At 65.3% G+C, this 16,504-nt stretch carries 21 protein-coding genes, 3 tRNA genes, 1 pseudogene and 1 riboswitch; of the genes and pseudogenes, 15 read left to right on the top strand and 10 right to left on the bottom strand.

All coding sequences use genetic code 11. From position 1 onward, the window contains the following. Nucleotides 1-28: 28 nt before the first annotated feature. Genes V9K93_RS01195 through V9K93_RS01180 form a run of 4 tightly spaced genes read left to right on the top strand, consistent with a single transcriptional unit; the run spans nt 29 to nt 4,278 of the window. Nucleotides 29-1,492, top strand: coding sequence for an efflux transporter outer membrane subunit (locus V9K93_RS01195; protein WP_337301966.1), 1,464 nt, complete (start codon nt 29-31; stop codon nt 1,490-1,492). Further along, nucleotides 1,489-2,628, top strand: coding sequence for an ABC transporter permease (locus V9K93_RS01190; protein ID WP_136638760.1), 1,140 nt, complete (start codon nt 1,489-1,491; stop codon nt 2,626-2,628). The genes V9K93_RS01195 and V9K93_RS01190 overlap by 4 nt, the downstream gene beginning before the upstream one ends. A gap of 10 nt (nt 2,629-2,638) precedes the next feature. Continuing rightward, nucleotides 2,639-3,367, top strand: coding sequence for an ABC transporter ATP-binding protein (locus V9K93_RS01185; protein ID WP_046984909.1), 729 nt, complete (start codon nt 2,639-2,641; stop codon nt 3,365-3,367). Then, nucleotides 3,364-4,278: an HlyD family secretion protein gene (locus V9K93_RS01180; RefSeq protein WP_136638759.1), complete on the top strand. Its 915-nt coding sequence runs from the start codon at nt 3,364-3,366 to the stop codon at nt 4,276-4,278. The genes V9K93_RS01185 and V9K93_RS01180 overlap by 4 nt, the downstream gene beginning before the upstream one ends. A 9-nt stretch (nt 4,279-4,287) precedes the next feature. Here V9K93_RS01180 and V9K93_RS01175 read toward each other — a convergent pair whose 3' ends face one another. The 3 genes from V9K93_RS01175 to V9K93_RS01165 form a co-directional block, all read right to left on the bottom strand. Continuing rightward, the gene (locus V9K93_RS01175) at nt 4,288-4,728 is read right to left on the bottom strand and encodes a hypothetical protein (protein WP_248298461.1); all 441 of its coding nucleotides are present in this window, start codon (nt 4,726-4,728) and stop codon (nt 4,288-4,290) included. A gap of 107 nt (nt 4,729-4,835) precedes the next feature. After that, entirely contained in the window at nt 4,836-5,279 is a 444-nt protein-coding gene (locus V9K93_RS01170) for a hypothetical protein (protein WP_046984911.1), read from the bottom strand. Beyond that, nucleotides 5,272-5,673 (bottom strand): hypothetical protein, encoded by a 402-nt coding sequence (locus V9K93_RS01165; protein WP_337301965.1) that lies wholly within the window; start codon nt 5,671-5,673, stop codon nt 5,272-5,274. The genes V9K93_RS01170 and V9K93_RS01165 overlap by 8 nt, the downstream gene beginning before the upstream one ends. A 128-nt stretch (nt 5,674-5,801) precedes the next feature. On the opposite strand from V9K93_RS01165, the gene V9K93_RS01160 reads away from it, so the two are divergent. The 3 genes from V9K93_RS01160 (at nt 5,802) to V9K93_RS01150 (ending at nt 6,235) form a co-directional block, all read left to right on the top strand. Next, a tRNA-Gly gene (locus V9K93_RS01160) sits at nt 5,802-5,877 on the top strand. A 142-nt stretch (nt 5,878-6,019) separates the two neighbouring features. Next, nucleotides 6,020-6,095: transfer RNA gene (locus V9K93_RS01155), tRNA-Gly, on the top strand. Nucleotides 6,096-6,161: 66 nt separating this feature from the next. Then, nucleotides 6,162-6,235: transfer RNA gene (locus tag V9K93_RS01150), tRNA-Cys, on the top strand. 252 nt (nt 6,236-6,487) lie between these two features. Here V9K93_RS01150 and V9K93_RS01145 read toward each other — a convergent pair. Continuing rightward, nucleotides 6,488-7,129 (bottom strand): flavin reductase family protein, encoded by a 642-nt coding sequence (locus tag V9K93_RS01145; RefSeq protein ID WP_136638758.1) that lies wholly within the window; start codon nt 7,127-7,129, stop codon nt 6,488-6,490. 105 nt (nt 7,130-7,234) lie between these two features. Here V9K93_RS01145 and V9K93_RS01140 point away from each other — a divergent pair, with 105 nt between their 5' ends. Beyond that, nucleotides 7,235-7,939 (top strand): ArsR/SmtB family transcription factor, encoded by a 705-nt coding sequence (locus tag V9K93_RS01140; protein ID WP_136638757.1) that lies wholly within the window; start codon nt 7,235-7,237, stop codon nt 7,937-7,939. Nucleotides 7,940-8,063: 124 nt separating this feature from the next. Continuing rightward, nucleotides 8,064-8,333 carry a hypothetical protein gene (locus V9K93_RS01135; protein WP_046984915.1) on the top strand — a complete coding sequence of 90 codons (270 nt, stop codon included), beginning with the start codon at nt 8,064-8,066 and terminating at the stop codon, nt 8,331-8,333. A 224-nt stretch (nt 8,334-8,557) separates the two neighbouring features. Here the strand turns inward: V9K93_RS01135 and V9K93_RS01130 are convergent, their stop codons facing one another. Together V9K93_RS01130 and V9K93_RS01125 are read right to left on the bottom strand one after the other, a co-directional pair. Then, nucleotides 8,558-8,758 (bottom strand): hypothetical protein, encoded by a 201-nt coding sequence (locus V9K93_RS01130; protein ID WP_046984916.1) that lies wholly within the window; start codon nt 8,756-8,758, stop codon nt 8,558-8,560. A gap of 90 nt (nt 8,759-8,848) precedes the next feature. Continuing rightward, complete coding sequence (locus V9K93_RS01125) at nt 8,849-9,925, bottom strand: alpha/beta hydrolase family protein (RefSeq protein ID WP_337301964.1); 1,077 nt, start codon at nt 9,923-9,925, stop codon at nt 8,849-8,851. A gap of 95 nt (nt 9,926-10,020) precedes the next feature. Here V9K93_RS01125 and V9K93_RS01120 point away from each other — a divergent pair. Beyond that, nucleotides 10,021-10,254 (top strand): annotated as a pseudogene (locus tag V9K93_RS01120) (P-loop nucleotide/nucleoside kinase family protein); the annotation flags it as partial. A gap of 96 nt (nt 10,255-10,350) precedes the next feature. Next, nucleotides 10,351-11,199, top strand: coding sequence for an AraC family transcriptional regulator (locus V9K93_RS01115; protein WP_295378061.1), 849 nt, complete (start codon nt 10,351-10,353; stop codon nt 11,197-11,199). 3 nt (nt 11,200-11,202) lie between these two features. Here V9K93_RS01115 and crcB read toward each other — a convergent pair whose 3' ends face one another. Further along, nucleotides 11,203-11,595 (bottom strand): fluoride efflux transporter CrcB, encoded by a 393-nt coding sequence (gene crcB / locus V9K93_RS01110; protein WP_012510632.1) that lies wholly within the window; start codon nt 11,593-11,595, stop codon nt 11,203-11,205. 82 nt (nt 11,596-11,677) lie between these two features. Then, nucleotides 11,678-11,741: riboswitch (Fluoride riboswitch) on the bottom strand. 22 nt (nt 11,742-11,763) lie between these two features. Further along, a complete protein-coding gene (locus tag V9K93_RS01105; RefSeq protein WP_012510633.1) occupies nt 11,764-12,165 on the bottom strand; it encodes a helix-turn-helix domain-containing protein in 402 nt (133 codons plus the stop codon). A gap of 111 nt (nt 12,166-12,276) precedes the next feature. Between V9K93_RS01105 and V9K93_RS01100 the strand changes: the two genes are divergently transcribed. Continuing rightward, on the top strand, nt 12,277-12,486 hold the full coding sequence (locus V9K93_RS01100; protein ID WP_046984920.1) for a helix-turn-helix domain-containing protein: 210 nt from the start codon (nt 12,277-12,279) through the stop codon (nt 12,484-12,486). Between the two features lie 353 nt (nt 12,487-12,839). Next, complete coding sequence (locus V9K93_RS01095) at nt 12,840-13,076, top strand: hypothetical protein (RefSeq protein WP_012510634.1); 237 nt, start codon at nt 12,840-12,842, stop codon at nt 13,074-13,076. 1 nt (nt 13,077) lies between these two features. On the opposite strand, the gene V9K93_RS01090 is transcribed toward V9K93_RS01095, so the two are convergent. Continuing rightward, nucleotides 13,078-14,127: a 4Fe-4S dicluster domain-containing protein gene (locus V9K93_RS01090; protein WP_337301963.1), complete on the bottom strand. Its 1,050-nt coding sequence runs from the start codon at nt 14,125-14,127 to the stop codon at nt 13,078-13,080. After that, nucleotides 14,124-14,411: a hypothetical protein gene (locus tag V9K93_RS01085; protein ID WP_046984922.1), complete on the bottom strand. Its 288-nt coding sequence runs from the start codon at nt 14,409-14,411 to the stop codon at nt 14,124-14,126. Before V9K93_RS01085 ends, V9K93_RS01090 begins: the two co-directional genes overlap by 4 nt. A gap of 177 nt (nt 14,412-14,588) precedes the next feature. Here V9K93_RS01085 and V9K93_RS01080 point away from each other — a divergent pair, with 177 nt between their 5' ends. Further along, nucleotides 14,589-15,029, top strand: a complete 441-nt coding sequence (locus V9K93_RS01080) for a group III truncated hemoglobin (RefSeq protein WP_337301962.1) — start codon at nt 14,589-14,591, stop codon at nt 15,027-15,029. 44 nt (nt 15,030-15,073) lie between these two features. After that, a complete protein-coding gene (gene hemN / locus V9K93_RS01075; RefSeq protein ID WP_337301961.1) occupies nt 15,074-16,483 on the top strand; it encodes an oxygen-independent coproporphyrinogen III oxidase in 1,410 nt (469 codons plus the stop codon). Nucleotides 16,484-16,504: the final 21 nt, after the last annotated feature.

The raw sequence follows: 16,504 nt of genomic DNA, 5'->3' as shown, positions 1-16,504 counted from the left end.
TTCGCTCCACAATCGCACGGTAGCCTTCATGCTCCTTCTACACGTTGGCGGGCTGGTGGTCAGGCGTATCACTCCAGTTGCAGTGCCCAGGACCGGGCGCGGATTCTCCCTGCATGCGGTGCTGCGCCCCGGCGCGCTTCTGGCCAGCCTGGCCCTGGCCGGCTGCATGTCGGTGCCGGTTCCGGACCTGCCTGACCGCACGCCCAGCACCTGGACCCAGGTGCCACAGAGCCAGGGTGTGGCCGTCGACGCCAAGCAGTGGTGGAAAGCGCTGTCCGACCCGGCGCTGGACGGGCTGGTCGATCAGGCCATCGCCGGCAACCTCGATCTGCAGCAGGCCACGCTGCGCCTGCAGGCCGTTCGGATCGTCGCCGGCACTTCGGATTCGCGCTTCCTGCCGGAAATCTCAGCCAGCGCCAAGCAGGTGCAGGATGCCGCCGCAGTCGACACCTATTTCCATGCCGGCATCGAAGCGATATGGGACCTGGGCCTGTTCGGCGCCGCCGAAAGTGCGCAGCTGAGCGCGCAGGCCTCGGCTGGCAATGCCGAGGCGCTGCGTAGCGCCGCGCAGGTGGCGGTGATCGCCGACGTGGTGCGCAACTATCTCGACCTGACCGTGGCACACGCCCAGCAGGACCTGCTGGCCCGGCAGCAGGCTGTGGATGATCGCGGCGAACAGTTGGCCCTGGTGCGCCAGCGCCTGCGCCTGGATGAGCCGGGCGAACTTGATCGTCTGCGTGCACGCCAGGCGGCGACCCGGGCAGCTACGGCGCAGGCCCGCGAGAATGCGCACAACGCTGCCCGTGCGCTGGCCCTGCTGCTGGGCCGCGACGGCCCGGATCCGACCTGGCAGGCCTATCGCACGCCGCCAAAGCTGGGTACGTTCTCGCTGCAGCAGGTGCCGGCGGATCTGCTGCGTCATCGCCCGCAAATTCTGCTGGCCGAATCGGAGGTGATGCAGGCGGCGGCGAGCAAGGGCTCCGCACGCGCTGCGATGTATCCGCGGGTCAGCCTCGGCGGCTCGATCCTGTACGCCTACAACCTCACCCAGAACGCCCGCTCCAACTCCGACTCCAGTCCCTCGATCGGCCCGTACGTCGATATCCCGCTGTGGGACTGGGGCCAGCGTCGCGCGCGCTTCAATGCCGATGAAAAGCAGCTGGATGCCGCGCTGCTCGGTTACCGCAAAGCGGTACTGGAAGGCGTGAGTGAGGTGGAAGGCGCGCTCGGCAGCCTTGCACGCCAGGACAGCAGCATCCAGTCGCTGCGTGCGGCCAATGATGCCGCCGGCCAGCAGGTCAAGCGCCAGGCGCGGCAGGTGCAGCTGGGCCTGTCCAGCGAGTTCGATGGGCTGGACACTCAGCGTGCCGCACTGGCCTCGCAGGCCGATCTGATCGGTGCGCAGGGCGCGCGCGTGCTCGCGTTTGCTTCGCTGTACCGCGCGCTTGGTGGTGCACCGCTGCCGACTGAGGGTGAGGGCGAACAGCAATGATCGCGCTGGCCCGAAAGACCCTGGCCTATGAGTGGCGCCGGTTCCTGCCGGTAGTGCTGGCAATGTGTTTCGCCGGGGTGTTGCTGATCGTGCAGGCGGCGCTGGTACTGGGCATCTTCGGTACCGCCGCGATCTACGTGAAGGCATCCTCCGCTGATATCTGGGCCGGCTTTCCCGGCACCCAGAGCGTGAACTACGGCCATGCAATCAGCGCGGATGTCGAAAGTCACCTGCGCATGGACCCGGATGTCACCCGCGTCGAGCCCTACGAATGGGTCGATGGCGAATGGCGTTCCAGCGCGCAGGGTACCGGCAACGTGTCGGTGTACCTGTCGGGTATCTCCACGCAGGACGATGCGATGATGTTCGCGCGCATCCTGCCCGCCGACCTGCGCGCGCAGCTGCGTGAGCCGGGTGCGGTGATCGTCGACAGTGCCGATCTGGATACGCTGGGCGTGGACCTGCAGAACAACCGTGCCTGGATCAACGGCAAGGCGGTGCGCGTGGTTGCCGCACAAGCGGGCCTGCGTGGCCTTGGTGGCGTCAACGTACTGGCTTCGCTGGATACCGCGCGCGCCATCGCCGGTACCGATCCGCATGAGGGCAGCACCTATTTCGTTGCGGGCCTGCGCTCGCCGGACCTGGCCAACGGCGTGCGTGATCGTCTGGCCGCGTCGATGGGGCAGGCAACGCCGGTCGAGTTCTGGACCGCACCGGAGTTCGCCAGCCGCTCGCAGCAATACTGGCTGTTCGATACCGGTGCCGGCATCGCGGTGTTGTTCATGGCGGTCATCGTCTGCTTTGTCGGTGCGGTGATCACCAACCAGTCGTTTGCTTCGGTGGTGGCCGGTTCGGTACGCGAGTACGCCACGCTCAATGCCCTCGGTGCCGGTCGCTATGCGCTGGCGCGGGTGGTGTTCGAGCAGGCACTGTTGATCGGCGGCGTGGGCATGTTGTTGGCGGCGGCCTTCAGTACCGCGGTGTTGCTGATCGCGCAGACCCAGCGCGTACCGGTGCAGCTGACGCCGATGGTCATCATCGGATGCGTGGCACTGGTGGCGGTGATGGCCATGCTGTCGAGCATCATGGCGGTGCGCAGTGTCGTCCGCTCCGATCCATCGTTGCTGCTGCGTTGAGGGCCGGCCGATGACTTCTACACGCGCCGTCGCCCCGACCCTGCAGGCCGATGCATTGGAAAAGGGTTTCATGTCCGGGGATGTGCAGGTGCCGGTGCTGCGCGGCCTCTCGCTGGACATCTACCCCGGTGAGCTGACCCTCGTGTCCGGTCCGTCTGGTTGCGGCAAGAGCACGCTGCTGTCGTTGCTGTCTGGGTTGTCTGCGCCCGATGGCGGCCGCGTGCACGCACTCGGCCAGGACGTGGGCCACATGACGCGCAGTGAAGTGGAGCGATTCCGCCTGCACCATGTCGGCTTCGTGTTCCAGGGTTTCAATCTGTTTCCGGCGCTGACCGCACTGGAACAGGTGCAGCTGCCGTTGGGCTATCGAGGCATGAGCAATCGCGAAAGCGAACCGCTGGCGCGCAAGGCACTGGAAGAAGTGGGCCTCAGCCATCGCAGCCACATGCGTCCGGCGCAGCTGTCCGGCGGCGAGAAGCAGCGTGTGGCCGTTGCCCGTGCCTTCGCCAAGTCGCCGACGCTGATCTTCGCCGACGAACCCACCAGCGCGCTGGACGCCGAGAACGGCCAGCGCGTGATCGACATCCTGCATCGCTACGCACGTGCGCATGGCGCCACCGTGCTGTGCGTGAGCCACGATCCGCGCCTGATCCGGCATGCCGATCGGGTGATCGCCATGGAAGACGGCATGGTCCGTGACGATCGCCGCCAGAACGAAACTGTAGAGTCCGCCCCATGATCAAGACGCCGTACCTGCTCCCCCTCAGCCTGGCCCTGTCCGCAGCATTGCTGCTCGGCGCCTGTTCCAAGGAGGCGCCTGCCCCAGCATCCGCCGGCAAAGCCAGCACTGCTGCCGCCGGCAAGGTCGCGGTTGCGCGCGGCATCATTGACGTCGAGGGCGGTTTGATCGCGCTGGCACCGCCGGTGGATGGCTCGATCACTGCCGCGCCGGTGAAGGAGGGCGCCATGGTGAAGAAGGGACAGCTGCTGCTGTCGCTGGATGGCGCGCTGCTGCAGCAGGAAGTAGCGATGGCCACAGCTGATCTCGCCTTGGCCAATGACCGTCTGAAGGGCAGCCAGGCGCAGCTGCGCGAACTGGAGCGCAATGCGACTCGCCTGTCCACCGGCGCCAGCGAAGGCGTGTCGTCCAACCAGCAGGCCGATGCAGCCAAGCAGCAACTGGTCGGTGTGCGCGCCGATGTCGACGTGGCCGGTGCGCAAGTTGACATGGCCCAGCACAAGCTGGAGCACGCGAAACTGAAACTGCAGCAGATGTCGCTGAGCGCACCGGAGGCTGGCACCGTGGTCGGCCAGGTGCCGGGACTCGGCGCATTCGTGCAGGGTGGCAAGCCGGCGATCTCGCTGCTGCCGGCACGCCCGCTGCAGGTGCGTGCCGAACTCAGTGCGGCCTACGCCGATGCCGTGCAGGTGGGGATGCATGCCATCGTTGTGCCGGACAGTGATGGCGCAGAGAACACCGGCTCACTGCCACCCGCACGCGTGGTGCGCATCAGTCCGGTGTTCGCGCAGGCGCGTCTGCCGGAAGACGCCGGGCGTGGCGTGGCCAAGGTAGTGGAGTGCGTGCTGGAGTTTGATGGCAACGCCAAGGCGCGCTTCGGCCAGCATGTGCGGGTGGAGTTCCGGAAGTAGGCGCGGGCCTTAGTTCCCGAGCCAGCGTCGCAGGCGAGGCCAGAGTGAGGCCGGAACAACCACGAGCAGTGCCAGCAGCAGGATGGCGCTCATGCCGAGCAGCCAGTTCGAATGGACGTCGCGCACGGGGGATTGATGCATGGCAGCCAAGCCCCATAGGACGTTCCACCCCAGCCATGGAATGAGGCTGATCAGGATCCGCAGCCACAGGCGGCGGAACCGCCATGGCTGCACAGCCAGGCCCAGCACTGTCATTTCCACGAGGATGATCAGCGCGAACGTGATGACCGAGCCGATGGGATAGGGCAGCGTCCCGGACTCGATGTGACGCAGTTTCCAGTAGTCTGGCTTGAAGCCGGCATGGATGAGTGCAGCAACCAGCAGTAGCCAGATGAGTGATACGAACGGCCAGATGGCAGGGGCGGCACGGAATGCGATGGACAGGGGCACGATTCAGGCGCTCGTCGCTGGCGGATCCTCAACCTTCCTGCATCGGCCTGCCGCAATCCATGCAAGAGATCCGAAAATGAAGCGGTGAAGGCCTCGGATCCAGCGCCTTAAGGAACCGCAGTCGGGGTCTTCTTCCTGCCGGAAATGCGTCCCAGGACGCTGACCAGCGACACCACGCACAGCGCCAGCAGGAGCCCAACGTCCAGCAGCAGCAACCACAGCAGGTGCATGCCCTGCACCGGTGGTTGGTGCATCGCCGACAGCAGCCATGGTACCGACCAGGCCAGCAGCAGCACGAAGGCGATCAGCAGGCGCAACCACAGCCGCCCCAGTTTCCAGGGCTGCACGATCAGTGCGGCAACCACCAGCTCGACGGTGCTCAGCAGCGCGAACACGATCACGGTGCTGGTCGGGTAGGGCAGTGTGCCGCCTTCCAAGTGGCGCAGCAGCCAGTAGTCCGGCGTGAAGCCAGCATTGACCAGTGCGGCGATCAGCGCCAGCCAGGTCATGGCGACCAGTAGCCAGAACAGGCGGATGTAGCGCTCAGGCATGGGGGGCGTCCGGTGCGGGAAGTGCTGTGCCGCGCGCTGCAAAGTGCAGGGTGGCGAAGATCGCGGCCAGTGCCAGCAGGCCAGGTCCAACGGTGAAGTACACCAGGCGCAGCGGATGGTGGTGCATCAGCGTCCACGTCGCGAACGCCAAGGGAATCGCCAGCACCAGCAGCTTGGCGAAGAGCGGCCGCAGTACCGCGATCAGCGGCTGGGCGCCGAGGAACGCATAGAACAGATAGAACTGGGCGATGCCAAGACCGATGTCGCGATGGGAGGTGAAGCCGAAATGGTCGCGATACCAGTTCATTCCCAGCGGAATCAGTGCCCAGTACAGCAGCGCTACCAGCAGATGCAGCGCCAGGGCGATCAACAGGGGCTTGCCGCGAAGGAACATGGGCGAACGGGGCTGGGCGGGGCAGCGTACTCCAGTGCGGACGCCTGTGACCGCAGGGTGTGAATACTGTTGACGGCGTGAAGGAATTTGGACACAATAGCGCTCCTTCGACGCAGGTCGGAGAATCTGCGGGAATAGCTCAGTTGGTAGAGCGCAACCTTGCCAAGGTTGAGGTCGCGAGTTCGAGTCTCGTTTCCCGCTCCAGATTCTACAGGGCCCCGTCAGGGGCCTTGTTTTTCTCCCGCCACGGCAAGGCGGGGCCCGTTGGGCCACAAGGCTTTGCGCGCAGTCAGAAATGTGAAATCGCTGGTGTGTGTTCCGGGTTTCCGGTACCATAGCGGCTTACGCGGGAATAGCTCAGTTGGTAGAGCGCAACCTTGCCAAGGTTGAGGTCGCGAGTTCGAGTCTCGTTTCCCGCTCCATGTTCGGACAGGCCCCATCACGGGGTTTTGTCATGTCAGGGCTCAGTTCCTGACGCGCAGTACGTTGGCCTCATGGCAGAGTGGCTATGCACCGGATTGCAAATCCGTTTACAGCGGTTCGATTCCGCTTGAGGCCTCCATATTGAAAAGCCCTGACTCTGGTCAGGGCTTTTTCTTTGGCGGACGGATTGCCCGTGAATGTTCAAGGTTGATCACAGCTACCGCCGGGCCAACGCCTGAATCGTGGCCTGCGTCAGCGGCTGCGGCAAGGCATCCAGCGCGAACGCCCAGCTCAAGTGCCGGCTCGAATCGTGGCAGCATGGTTGCCGCATTGGGGGCGAGGCTATGGATCACGCGCGTGCTCGACCTACAGGGTGAAACCGTCCTGGTCGCTAGGCGGGATCGCGCATCGGCGTCTCCGCGCGGAAGTTGCGCCCGATCACTTCGCTCACGCCCAGGTAGTGACGGAACAGATAGATCAACGGCTTCCAGCGCGCCACGTCGATGTGCTGGGTGCCGGCCACGGTGATGTCCTCGTGGGCATGCACGCAGCGGATACGACCTTCGACGATCACAAAGCCCTGGCCATCGTCCCCGCCAGACGGGTGCATTGCCATTACGCTGACTTCTACCTGCAATGGGCACTCGGCAATCGCCATCGGCGCGACCTGCGTCGATGCGACTTCACTGAACCTGCCCAAGGCGAACTTGTCGCGCACGTGCACGTAGCCCATCGCCTGCTTGGCGGCCGGCACCGGGTCACAGCCGGTCGCCCTTGCAATGGCCTCGACCTGCGCGGCCTGCGCGGACGAAGGAAAATTCAGCACGCACTCGTTGCGCAGCTGCAGATTGCGGTAGCCCTGGCCCTGCACGCCGAGGCCCAGCACCACGCGATTGCCCAGTGCCCAGAACGAAGAAAGCGGGCTGATGTTGCTGCTGCCGTCGTCGTTCAGCGTGGTCATCAACAGCACCGGTGTGCCTGGATACAGGACCGAAGGGGTGATGCAGCGACGATGGATCGAAGCATTCTTCACGACAGGTCTCACGGTGTTGGGGCGGCAACTTTGACGTGGCAGTGGCCGCCGACGCTTCGGCCTGCATCGAACTATCGGTATACGGGGGCGTGCCACAATGCGGTCATGGTCCACACCTCCGGTTCCCTTGTCAGCGTTGGTGCCCTGGTCGGTGACCAAGCGCGCGCCGCCATGCTGCTGCAATTGATGGATGGGCGTGCCTACACCGCGATGGAACTGGCGCGCGTGGCAGGGGTGACGCCGCAGACGGCAAGCTCGCACCTGCGCAGGCTGGTCGAGGGCGACCTTCTCGTTGCCGTCGCGCAAGGGCGCCATCGCTACCATCGGCTGGCCTCAAGCGAGGTGGCCGACATGCTCGAAGGCATCCTGCGCGTGGCCGATCGTACGCCCTCGTGCACGGCTGCAGCATCGCGCACCCTGCCGGCGCTGCGCCAGGCACGTTCCTGCTATCGACACCTGGCCGGCGTGCACGCGGTGGCCATCACCGAGCATCTGCTGAGGGCGGGTCATGTGCTGCCGGGTGAGGGACATTGGCGGGTGAGTGAGCACGGCGCTGACTTCCTGCGAGGACTGGGCCAGCCACTGGCCGATGTACTTCGGCAGCCGGTCACGGCCAAGCCCGCGCGCTACTGCCGGGGGTGCCTGGACTGCACCGAGCGGCGTCCACATCTGGCGGGCCTGGTCGGCGAGGCGATGCTGGACAGCTTCGTGAGCAACGACTGGCTCCGACGCGTCGAGGGCCGGCGCGAACTACGCCTGACTCCGCCGGGGCGCGAGGCATTGTGGCGACTGTTCACCCTGGCGACCTGAGCCGCGGGGTCAGTCTCAGCCACCTGCGACATGGAAAGGCGTTATGGTCGAGTTCCACGTCTTAGGGAGCTGCAATGGCGAGCAAGGACACCTCGGATCGCTTCGGGCACGGAGCGAATCGGAAATGAGCAAAATCATGGCAGATGTGCGCTGGTTGACCTTCCGTTTGAAGAACGGGCAATCCATCGGGCCGGATCGGCTGAAAGACGGATGGGTGATTGCCTCGGAAACCGCCCGCTGCGAGGTCCGCCGCGAGCATATCGAAGGATCGGGCCTGGTCTATGCCCTGTACGCCCCGGCAAACCTGGCCTCACCGCGGCGCGCGGAGATGCGCATGCGCGAGTTCCTGATGACTTCCGGTTACACCTTCACCATGGGAACGCTGGGCGGTTGACGACGCCCCGATCGGGCCGCGCGCATCATGCAGCGCCGTGCGGGTCAGACCCAGGCCCTTGTGGTCGAAGGACATCGAGGTGTCGAAGCCCAGCCACTCGCCTTCGTGCATGCCGGACAGGTGCGCGGTCAGTCGAGATTGGGAAACCCACCAGTTCCTGCAACGTAAGTGATCGGTATCGCTGTGGGCTGAGCCGGCTCCCGCAGGAGCCGGCTGGGCGCCAATCAGGGAGACGGGCAGTCCATTTCACGGCACATCCTGTACTCGGCCAGGCACTGCTCCGCAGTCTTGCCCAACGGTCCGTGCGAAGTGCGCAGGCACTGCTCGTACTTCAGCGTGCAGAACTCGCAGGTTCCGGCGGCGAAGGCCAGGCCGGTCACGGCCATGCCAAGGAGCATCACGGTCTTCAAGGTCGTCTTGATCATCACGTCAGTCCTTTGTCTGCCCTTCAATGGGCCGGGCTACCATAGCAGCCCGACCGGCACGGTCCTGATGCGCTGCGGCATGCGCCGGCCTCAGCGCTGCACCGCCTTCAATGCTTCGACCACCTGCGCTTCAGAGAAGCCACAATGCCCTTCGCCCACGGCCGGCAGCACCTGCGGCAGCGGATGGGCACCAGCCTGTGCGGCCAGTTGCGGATACACCGCCTGCATGTGCGGCACGATGGTCGGGTCGTTGTGGTTGAACTGGATCACCAGCGGTCGCTTCAACGCACCGGTCAGTGCAGGATTTCCGCGCGCATGGGCCTGTGCGGAAGGCACGGCATCGATGCGCTGCACGCCGGCATTGAATGCGGCGTCATCACCAAAGCCGCTGTAGACAATGCCGGCATTGCCGGTCGGCATTCCGCCGCTGCGGGTGGCCAGCTCATGCAGGACCAGTGCGTGCAGGCTGATCGTGCCGGCCAGGTCTTCAGTGGAGACCTGCAGCCGCCGCGCCAGCAAGGCCGCATGTGACGGTGGGCGCTGCAGCGCGTTGGCGATACCCTGGTACAACTCGCCCTGCGGCAGGGTGGCGGTTTCGCGCGATACAAGGCCGGTCCTTGGCAGGCCCTCGGCCTTTGGGAAGAAATAGTCGAACGCGACCAGCGTGGTCAGCAGGTCGGCCGCGATCCGTTCACCACTGAGATTGGCGCCGCACAACGAGACCCCACCCGCGTAATGCTGCGGGAAGCGCTCGAGGCTGCCGATCGTCACGGCGCCACCCATCGAGAATCCCAGCATCCATGTCTGGCGCACGTGCCCGAGTTCAGCCAGCACGTGCTGGCGCAGCCGTTCCATATCGCTGATCGCATCGGACACCGCCCAGCCCTGGCTGGCATAGGCACTCTGTGCGACGGCGTAGCCAGCGGCCAGCAATGGTGCGGTGCTGTCATTGGCGGTCATCGGCGTAGTGCGTGGCATGCCTGCCGGCTCATAGCCGTGGGCCAGCATCACCAGGTCGCCATTCCAGTTCGCTGGCACATCCAGCCGCCACGGTGCCCTCTGCAGCTCTCCGCTCAGGGTGCGCGGTGCAGTGGGTAGTGCGGCCAGCAATGGTGTCGAAGACAGCAGCAGGCCGAGGGCGAGGGTGCATCGAAGCAAGGGACGCATCACGGTCATTCCATCCGGGAATCGCGCCGAGCATAGAACCCGGCGAAATCCTGCGCGCGCTGCACTGCCGCAGGGGATTGCCTGGCAGCCGTGGACCCGGCACCCGTGCACGGGGCCGCGAACTGTTCGCGTCGGCCGGCGTTGCCCATCAGCTCCATTTTCTCGATGTTCCCGACCCCATCTGCAAGGCGCGGCTGCGTGCCCGCAACGCACGCGGTGAGCACCCGTTCCAGGCCAGCGATGAAGCGTTCGAGCAGATCACCCGCCACTTCGTTGCGCCTGCGGCGGCGGAGGGCTTCGTGGCGATCCGCAATTTGCAGGATGGGTGAGAGTCCGGGGCGGACAGCGTTCAATCGTCCATCACAGTGGCGATTCCGATACGATCTGACGTATTGAACCATTTCCGCTTGATCCGGAGTCTCGTTATGGTCGACCGTCTCGCCATTCTGCTTGAGCGCTTTTCGGTCACCGCCTCGGTGTTCCATGCGGGTGCGCTGTGCGGTATCAACACCCTGGAGAGTGAAGATGAGGCCGGCCAGCTGCACCTGGTGCGGCGCGGGCCGGTGCAGGTCAGGCACGGCCAGCAGGCCATGCAGGTCGTGCAGGTCGAGGTGCCCAGCCTGTTGTTGTATCCGCGACCGATGCCGCACCGCTTCAGCACCGACCCGCAGCTCGGCGCCGACATGGCCTGCGCCAACCTGTATTTCGAAGGGGGCCGGCTCAATCCGATCAGCGCGGCACTGCCGGATTTCATCTGCCTGCCGCTGGCGGATCTGTATGGCGGCCACGCGGCGCTGGAACTGCTGTTCGAAGAGGCCTTCGAGCAGCGTTGTGGCCGTGCGGCCATGGTCAACCGCTTGTTCGAGGTGGTGATGATCCAGGTGCTGCGCCAGCTGATGGAAGGTGGCGAGATGCGCGGTGGCCTGTTTGCCGGGCTCGGTCATCCGCGACTGCGGCTGGCGCTGGTGGCCATGCACGAATCACCGGCACAGGCGTGGACGCTGGAAGATCTGGCCGATGTCGCCGGCATGTCGCGCAGTGTGTTCGCGGCCAGCTTCCGCGAGGCCATGGGAACCACTCCGGGCCAGTACCTGCAGGGCTGGCGGGTGGGCCTGGCGCAGCAGGCACTACGCCAGGGTAGGCCGTTGAAGCGGATTGCCGACGACGTGGGCTATGGCAGCGAAGCGGCGTTGTCGCGCGCCTTCAAGGCGCACACCGGGCAGTCGCCACGGCAGTGGCGCGGGCAGGCCCGTGCCCGTGCCACTGCGGCCTGAGCCTCAGCCCAGCACCAGCCGGGCCAGCTTCATCCCGCCGAACAGGCCGGCCAGGCCCAGTGCCACCGAGCCGCCGGCATACAACGCCGCCAGTCCGTGCTGGCCGCGCTGCAGCAGCAGGCCGATTTCCAGCGCGTAGGTGGAAAACGTGGTGTAGCCGCCGAGGATGCCGGTGGCCAGCAGCAGGCGAAGCTGCGGCGAGGCGCCATTGCGCATCGCGAAGACCTCGACCACCACGCCCATCAGCAGTGCGCCGCTGATGTTGATGAGGAAGGTCGACCACGGCCAGGGGCTGCCGACCGCCACCCGCGCGCCGATCAGGTTGCAGGCATGGCGCAGGCAGGCGCCGAGACCGCCGCCAATGAAGACCAGGAAGTAATTGTTCAGAGCTTGCATGGCGTGCCTCGCGTGCGGATTCGCTGGTTCGACGGCGAACGGCGAGGGCAGGCACGACCTGCCGTCGACGAACGCCGGGTTCGTCCTGGCAGGAGCCATCAGCCTTCTCAGGCGGTTATCGGGGGAGCCCCATCCCCATCGCCGCCCATGCTACCAGCGGCGGTGCGCTCACGTCATCGAGGTCATCAGCACGCGGGCGACCTTGCTGCGGCTGAAGCCGTCCATCAACAGCTCGAACGCGAGCAGGTCCAGCGCCGCGTGACGGCGGTGATCGATCTCCAGCCCGTTCTCGGCAACCAGGTGACTGACCAGTTCGTAGGCGTCCTGCCAGACGTCCAGGTGGGCCTGGCTGGGGATGTAGGCATTGCCGGGCTCACCGACGCCGAGCCCGCTGATGCCGTACAGCAGTTCACGCGCGTCCAGCTTGGCCGCATCGGCGATGCGGAACAGCTGTTCGGCCTTCACATGCGAGGGGCTGACATGGTCGTTGAGCCAGTTGCTGATGGTTGCCGTCGTCGAGTGCGCGGCGCGGGCCAGGTCGGCCGGGCGTGGATGCCCGGCTTTCTTCATGGCGGTGGCGAGTCGTTGGCCGAGAGTATTCATCTATGCAAGCCAGCTTAACGCGTGGAATGCGAAGAATCCTTGCGGCAAGAATAAGGCTGGTTAACAGAAGGACCGGCCATGACCGAATTCTGGAGCAAGAGACAGGTGCGTAACCGGTTGGGCTTCCGGACCGATGCCGAACTGGCGCGCTTCTTCGGCATAAGCCGATCCGCAGTGTCGCAATGGCCCAGGGACTTTCCAATTCCGGCGTTAAGGCAATACATCCTGCACCAGCGCTATCCGAATCTGTTCCCCGTAACTGAGGCGGCGGAAGGTAAATCCATCTGATCTGCGCCGCATTCTGTCGCATCTAGCACTCTAAGCACTTTTTGTTAAGTATGCTTAGCCACATAGGCAAATTCGATCAATTCGGGATTGCCGATCAGTGACGTCTACTGGCGGGTGGGGCGGTCAAGACAGGTCGCGTGTCGGCTTCGGACCATCCGGCGACCCCGTGGGCCCGTATGCAGTTTCGTGAACGATTAATAATTTCGATCACGAATGTCGCTGCATGTAATTGACCTGTCGTGAAATCTATGACTAATTGGCATCAACTGGGTGTGAAGCCCGGGAGTCTTTCAGTAGCACGCAAGTGAGTCGGTAGACCGTCAACAATGCAGAACAAGTCCAACGGAGGTCGTATGGAATACGGCATGCATGGCTTGGCTGAACGGGTACGCCGCGAACTGGAAGCCAGCTATCACAAACACGGATGCGGTCCGGCGTTCTGGGATACCTACCAGCAGGTGCTGGACCGCCTGGTCCCGCAGGGGACCGAGCGTACCGAAGTCACCAATGAAATGGCGCTGATCATCGAGCAGCTGGGCATCGTCCGACGTGCACAGCTGGTCCCGCCTAACGCCAGCGGGCCGCGTTGATTCAGAGCAGGCGCCAGGCGCCGCAGGCAAGCAGCGCCAGCAGCATTGAAATCAGGCCCAGGGTCCGCGGTCGCCACCAGCGCCGCGGTTGCCCGACCATCGCCTGTGGACTGCAGTAACGCACCAGCCCCGGACCGAAGCCGGCCTGGTGCTGTTGCTGTGCGCAGGCTTCCAGGCAGGCGCCGCAGGCCAGGCAATCGGCCTGCGGCCCGTGGCGTATGTCCAGTTGCATCGGACAGGCGCTGACACAGGCAGCGCAGTCGGTGCAGTCGCCCAGGCGGTCGGCACTGAAGACGGGCATGGGCCCGGCCAGCAACGGATGCGCAGCACGGAACACGTAGTCCTGCGCAGTTGTTGGATCGAGCAGGCCACGACCGCGGCCGAGAACGCCGCCCAGGCCGGATGGACGCGGCCCACGTGGTTCACCCCGACGCGCGTCGTACAGCATGCGCGGCGTGTGTGGATCGGTCAGCAGCGGCTGCATGCGTGCGAACGGGCACAGCGAGCGGCAGACCTGCTCGCGCAGGAAGCCGGCATTGCCCCAGGTAGCGGCCGCATAGAACAGCACCCAAAAGGTTTCCCAACGGCTCCAGTCGGCGTGGGGCGCAGCGGCCACCAGTTCGGCCATGGGGCTGAACAGGCCGACGAAGGTGATCCCGGTCCATAGCGACAACAGTCCCCAGGCCACCTGCGTGGCGGGGCGCGCCATTGATGCTGGCAGCACGCGGGCCACGGCGCGTGCGATCCAGTCGAAGGCACGGCGCCACAGCGTCTGCGGACAGGCGTGGCCGCACCAGATGCGCCCGGCGAGATGGGTGAGCAGCGCAAAGCCCACCGCCAGCGCCGACAATAGTCCGATCAATACGCCGGCGTCGCCAGGCCACAGCGTCCAGCCGAACAGGTCGAAGCGTCGAGTGTTGATGTCCAGCAGCAGGGCTTGGCGGCCGTCCCAGCGCAGCCACGGCAGCGCATAGAACAGCACCAGCAGGGCGGCGCTGAGCGGGCCTCGCCAGTGCCACGGTCTGGGTGTTGTGGTGCAGGTCGTGCTCATCCCAGCGGCAGCTCGTCGTCGTCGTCGCTCGGCATCGGTCGTTGCAGGTACCAGGTGACTGCACTGGACAGTGCTGTCACTGCCCAGAACATGAAGAAGCCAGCGCTATAGCCCAGCTCGCGGCTGATCGCCGTGTCCGGAAAGCTGATCGCCTGCAGGCGCAATGGATCGACGAAGGCGAAGAACACCACGCTGGCCACGCCGGCGGCAATGAAGCTGGGCCAGAGGATGGCGCCCCAATGCTGGATCAGCCGCTGGCGGCGGCTGGGAGAAGGTCTGTTCATGCTGTCCCGGTTCGAAAAGTGGGCGGCGCGTATACTCCGCCGGCTGGCGCAGCATCCGCAGGGCATGCTTCCTGCAAGCGTGCCAGCCTAGGTGCAGCGGACTGCGCCGACATTGATCTGGATCAACGGTGGTGATGGCCGGCTGCGGCACACTGCCGGCAAGCTTTGGGTGCCCCGATGACCGCAATACCTCCGCCAGTCCTTCCCGTCGCCTCGCCGGAGCTGTGTACCGAGCAGGAAGTGACCCGCCTGGTCCACGACTTCTATGCCCGCGTGCGCGAGGAAGAACGGCTGGGGCCGGTGTTCGGCACGCACGTCCACGATTGGCCGGAGCATCTTGCGCAGCTGGTCGACTTCTGGTCGGCGATGCTTCGCGGCACGCGCCGCTTCAAAGGCTCGCCGATGTCCAAGCACATGGCCATTGAACTGGACAAGGATCTGTTCGACCGCTGGCTGGTGCTGTTCCGGATCACCACTGCCGAATGCAACAACCCGCCGATGCAGGAACTGGCCAACGATGTGGCCGCACGCATCGGTGACACTTTCTGGAAGCGCTACCAGATGCTGCGCTGGCCTCAGGTCGGCCTGCCGGTGCTGGGGATCCCCGCCAAGGATTGATCTGGGTCAAGGCGGCGCAGGCCGCCCGGCGCGATGCTGGCGCCATGGACACGTTCTCTCCCGCCGCTGGCGGCCTGGCCTGGAACTTCGACCCCGACCTGCTGCGTCGGCACGACCGTCCGGGGCCGCGCTACACCTCGTATCCGACCGCGCCGCATTTCCATGATGGCTTCGACGCGCCGGCGTTGCGCCAGGCAATTGCCGACAGCAACCAACTGGCCCGCGCGCTGTCGCTGTACGTGCACGTGCCGTTCTGTTCCAGCCCTTGCTTCTACTGCGGCTGCAACCGGGTGATCAGCCGCGATCGCGGCCGTGGCCACAGCTACGTCTCGCGCGTGCTGGCCGAGGCCGACCTGCTGGCGCCGCAGTTCGAGGATGGTCGCGAAGTCATCCAGCTGCACCTGGGTGGCGGCACGCCGAATTTCCTCGATGCCGAGGCGATGACCACACTGATTGAAGGGTTGCGCCGACGTTTCGACTTCAGCGATTCATCACACCGCGATTTCTCCATCGAACTCGATCCGCGCTTCATCGATACCCGAGACGTAGCGATGCTGGCCCGGCTGGGGTTCAACCGCGCAAGCCTGGGCGTGCAGGATTTCGACCCGCAGGTGCAGGAATCGATCAACCGCGTGCAGGGCGTGCAGCAGACGCTGGACATCCTGCGCGCCTGCCGCGACAGCGGCATGCGCTCGGTCAACGTCGACCTGATCTATGGCCTGCCGGGGCAGAGTCTGGAGGGCTTCGGGCGCACGCTGGAACTGGTGCTGGCGCTGCGCCCGGACCGCTTGGCGGTCTACGGATATGCGCACCTGCCGCATCTTTTCCGCGCGCAGAAGCAGATCGACGAAAACCGGTTGCCGTCGCCGGAAGACAAGCTGGCGCTGCTGGGGCTGGCGGTGGAGAGGCTGTCGGCCGCCGGTTACCAGTACATCGGCATGGATCACTTCGCGTTGCCGGAAGAGGACCTGTCGCGTGCGCAGCGTGCCGGCCAGCTGCATCGCAACTTCATGGGCTACACCACCCACGACGATACCGATCTGCTCGGCCTGGGCGTGAGTGCGATCAGCCACATCGGCGCGACCTACAGCCAGAATCCGCGTGACCTGCCGTCCTGGGAGGATGCGGTGGACCACGGCCAACTGCCAGTCTGGCGTGGCGTGGCGCTGAGTACCGACGACCAGCTGCGCGCGGAACTGATCCAGCAGCTGATGTGCCAGGGCGAGGTGGATGGTGCCGTGCTGGGCCAGCGCCATGGTGTCGACTTCGAGCAGTACTTCGCCGAAGACCTGCGTTCGGTGCAACGTCTGCAGGACGACGGTCTGGCCGAATACCGTGAGGGTGTGGTACGCGCCAGTGAACCGGGACGACCGCTGCTGCGGCTGCTGGCGATGTGCTTCGATCCGTACCTGCGTGCGGCGCATGAGCAGCCGCGTTATTCGCGGGCGATCTGACGGCGTGCTGCGCTGTGCGCG

It is taken from the genome of Stenotrophomonas sp. CCNWLW162 (assembly GCF_037203745.1).
GTDB lineage: Bacteria > Pseudomonadota > Gammaproteobacteria > Xanthomonadales > Xanthomonadaceae > Stenotrophomonas > Stenotrophomonas maltophilia_AQ.
This window is presented reverse-complemented; position numbering and strand designations above follow the sequence as displayed.

Bases quoted from the DNA above. Each gene is read 5' to 3' on its own strand.
- V9K93_RS01135 (WP_046984915.1), top strand. From the start codon at position 8,064: ATGAGCAAAATCATGGCAGATGTGCGCTGGTTGACCTTCCGTTTGAAG.
- V9K93_RS01125 (WP_337301964.1), bottom strand. From the start codon at position 9,925: ATGCGTCCCTTGCTTCGATGCACCCTCGCCCTCGGCCTGCTGCTGTCT.
- V9K93_RS01095 (WP_012510634.1), top strand. From the start codon at position 12,840: ATGGAATACGGCATGCATGGCTTGGCTGAACGGGTACGCCGCGAACTG.
- crcB (WP_012510632.1), bottom strand. From the start codon at position 11,595: ATGCAAGCTCTGAACAATTACTTCCTGGTCTTCATTGGCGGCGGTCTC.
- V9K93_RS01190 (WP_136638760.1), top strand. From the start codon at position 1,489: ATGATCGCGCTGGCCCGAAAGACCCTGGCCTATGAGTGGCGCCGGTTC.
- V9K93_RS01185 (WP_046984909.1), top strand. From the start codon at position 2,639: ATGACTTCTACACGCGCCGTCGCCCCGACCCTGCAGGCCGATGCATTG.
- V9K93_RS01170 (WP_046984911.1), bottom strand. From the start codon at position 5,279: ATGCCTGAGCGCTACATCCGCCTGTTCTGGCTACTGGTCGCCATGACC.
- V9K93_RS01090 (WP_337301963.1), bottom strand. From the start codon at position 14,127: ATGAGCACGACCTGCACCACAACACCCAGACCGTGGCACTGGCGAGGC.
- V9K93_RS01080 (WP_337301962.1), top strand. From the start codon at position 14,589: ATGACCGCAATACCTCCGCCAGTCCTTCCCGTCGCCTCGCCGGAGCTG.
- V9K93_RS01195 (WP_337301966.1), top strand. From the start codon at position 29: ATGCTCCTTCTACACGTTGGCGGGCTGGTGGTCAGGCGTATCACTCCA.
- V9K93_RS01100 (WP_046984920.1), top strand. From the start codon at position 12,277: ATGACCGAATTCTGGAGCAAGAGACAGGTGCGTAACCGGTTGGGCTTC.
- V9K93_RS01180 (WP_136638759.1), top strand. From the start codon at position 3,364: ATGATCAAGACGCCGTACCTGCTCCCCCTCAGCCTGGCCCTGTCCGCA.
- hemN (WP_337301961.1), top strand. From the start codon at position 15,074: ATGGACACGTTCTCTCCCGCCGCTGGCGGCCTGGCCTGGAACTTCGAC.
- V9K93_RS01165 (WP_337301965.1), bottom strand. From the start codon at position 5,673: ATGTTCCTTCGCGGCAAGCCCCTGTTGATCGCCCTGGCGCTGCATCTG.
- V9K93_RS01105 (WP_012510633.1), bottom strand. From the start codon at position 12,165: ATGAAGAAAGCCGGGCATCCACGCCCGGCCGACCTGGCCCGCGCCGCG.
- V9K93_RS01140 (WP_136638757.1), top strand. From the start codon at position 7,235: ATGGTCCACACCTCCGGTTCCCTTGTCAGCGTTGGTGCCCTGGTCGGT.
- V9K93_RS01130 (WP_046984916.1), bottom strand. From the start codon at position 8,758: ATGATCAAGACGACCTTGAAGACCGTGATGCTCCTTGGCATGGCCGTG.
- V9K93_RS01085 (WP_046984922.1), bottom strand. From the start codon at position 14,411: ATGAACAGACCTTCTCCCAGCCGCCGCCAGCGGCTGATCCAGCATTGG.
- V9K93_RS01115 (WP_295378061.1), top strand. From the start codon at position 10,351: ATGGTCGACCGTCTCGCCATTCTGCTTGAGCGCTTTTCGGTCACCGCC.